Origin of the sequence: Phytoactinopolyspora endophytica (assembly GCF_004138495.1) — a bacterium.
GTDB classification, from domain to species: Bacteria; Actinomycetota; Actinomycetes; order Jiangellales; family Jiangellaceae; genus Phytoactinopolyspora; species Phytoactinopolyspora endophytica.
On sequence record NZ_ML142863.1, the window covers coordinates 30032 to 32063 of the forward strand.

The 2032-nt window shown below is 68.7% G+C and carries 2 protein-coding genes; both read right to left on the reverse strand.

From position 1 onward, the window contains the following. Positions 1-72 precede the first annotated feature (72 nt). Positions 73-1086: an ABC transporter ATP-binding protein gene (locus ELR45_RS24350; RefSeq protein ID WP_129668784.1), complete on the reverse strand. Its 1014-nt coding sequence runs from the start codon at positions 1084-1086 to the stop codon at positions 73-75. A gap of 89 nt (positions 1087-1175) precedes the next feature. Then, the coding region (locus ELR45_RS24355; RefSeq protein WP_240760105.1) for an ABC transporter ATP-binding protein at positions 1176-2032 on the reverse strand (857 nt) is incomplete at its 5' end.

The following is a 2032-nucleotide window of genomic DNA, read 5'->3' on the forward strand; positions in this document are numbered from 1 at the left end:
CGAGGAGCCGAGATCACCGACGATGGGTAGAGTCTGGCCCCACCGATCGTCGGGGTATGCGAATCCGGTCGCTCAGCCGGTCACGCCGTGCAGATGGCAGGCGGCGAGGTGCGGCTCCGGCTCGGGCTCATCCCCACCGTCGACGACCTGCAGGACAGGATCGTGATGCGGGCACGGTTCGAACACCTTCGGGCAGCGTGTGCGGAACCGGCAGCCCGACGGCGGGTTGGCCGGGCTCGGCACGTCTCCACGCAGCACGATCCGTTCGCGCTCACGTTCACGCTCCGGAATCGGCACCGGCACCGCAGACACAAGGGCCTCCGTATACGGATGCTGCGGGCTACCGGCGACCGCCGTCGCCGGGCCCACCTCGACGACGCGCCCCAGATACATCACCGCGACCCGGTCCGCCACCTGGCGCACCGCCGCCAGATCGTGTGAGACGAACAGGTAGGTCAGGCCCAGCTCCCGCTGCAACCGCATCAGCAAGTTCACCACCTGAGCCTGTACCGACACGTCCAGCGAAGCGATCGGCTCATCGCACACGATGAAGTCCGGTTCCCCGGCCAGCGCCCGGGCAATGCCCACCCGCTGCCGCTGTCCGCCAGAGAACTCGTGTGGGTATCGGTTGGAGTGGTCCGGACTCAGCCCGACCACTTCCATGAGCTCCCCGACCCGGTCACGACGGCGGTTGCGCCCACGGTGCAGCCCGTGGATCGACAGCGGCTCGCCGATGGAGTCCCCGACAGTGCGGCGCGGATCCAGCGAGGCGAACGGATCCTGGAAGATCATGGCCATCCGGCGACGTAGGGCCCGCAGGTCCGACTTGTTCAGCGCTGTGACATCCGCACCGTCGAACTCGACCGTGCCGCCGGTCGGCTCCACCAGACGAAGCAGCGCGCTGCCGAGCGTCGACTTCCCGCAGCCGGACTCCCCGACCAAGCCCAGCGTCTCGCCCCGCCGAACTTCGAGATCGACACCGTCGACGGCACGCACGTGCCCAGTCACGCCACGGAACGGCGTTCCAGACCGGACAGGGAAATGCACCTCCAGCCCGGATGTCTTGACGAGGACCTCACTGCTCATACCCGTGGTCGAGCTCGGATCCTCATTCACTCCGCCGCCTGTATCGTCCTTCGGCCAGCCGCCCCGCTCAGTCGTCGCCTCGCCGCTCATCACACCCCCTCCGGTGCGTAGAACGTCGCCGCCCGGTGCCGTTCGCTGCTGCCGGCGACGGGCGTCAACGACGGCATCTCAGTCCGGCAACGGACGTCGGCGCGGATCGAACACCGCGGGTAGAAGGCACACCCGGGCGGCAGGCTGACCGGATCCGGAGGCAGGCCGGGCATCGTCGCCAACGGGTCCCGATCGCGCGCCGGACGAGGGTCGTCGACCAGCGGCATCGAGCCGAGCAGACCTCGCGTGTACGGGTGGACCGGTCGATCGAACAGCTCGTCGACGCTGCCCTCCTCCACGCACTGTCCCGCGTACATGACGAGGACATGGTCAGCGATGCCAGCCACCACGCCCAGGTCGTGCGTGATCCATATGACACCCGTTCCGTGCTCAGTCTGCAGGCGCTCGATCAGCTCGAGGATCTGTGCCTGCACGGTGACGTCCAGCGCGGTGGTCGCCTCGTCGGCGATCAGCACCTGGGGACCGCCGGCGAGCGCGATCGCGATCATCACCCGCTGCCGCATCCCACCGGACAACTGATGCGGATACGCCTCCAGCCGCGAGCGTGGATCCGGAATGCCGACCTCCGCCAGCAACTCCTCCGCCCGTGTCCGTGCGGCGTCCTTCGACGTCGAGCTCTGGGCGCGGATCGCCTCGACGATCTGCCGTCCGACGGTCAGCACAGGATTGAGCGAGGTCATCGGGTCCTGGAAGACCATGCCGATCCCGGCGCCGCGCACCGGTCGCAGCTCATCCTCGCTTCTGCCGATCAGCTCGCCGCCCGCGAAGACGGCACTGCCGCTGACCTCGGCCACATCGCGCGGAAGCAGACCGAGCAGCGCGAGCGTCCCGACGC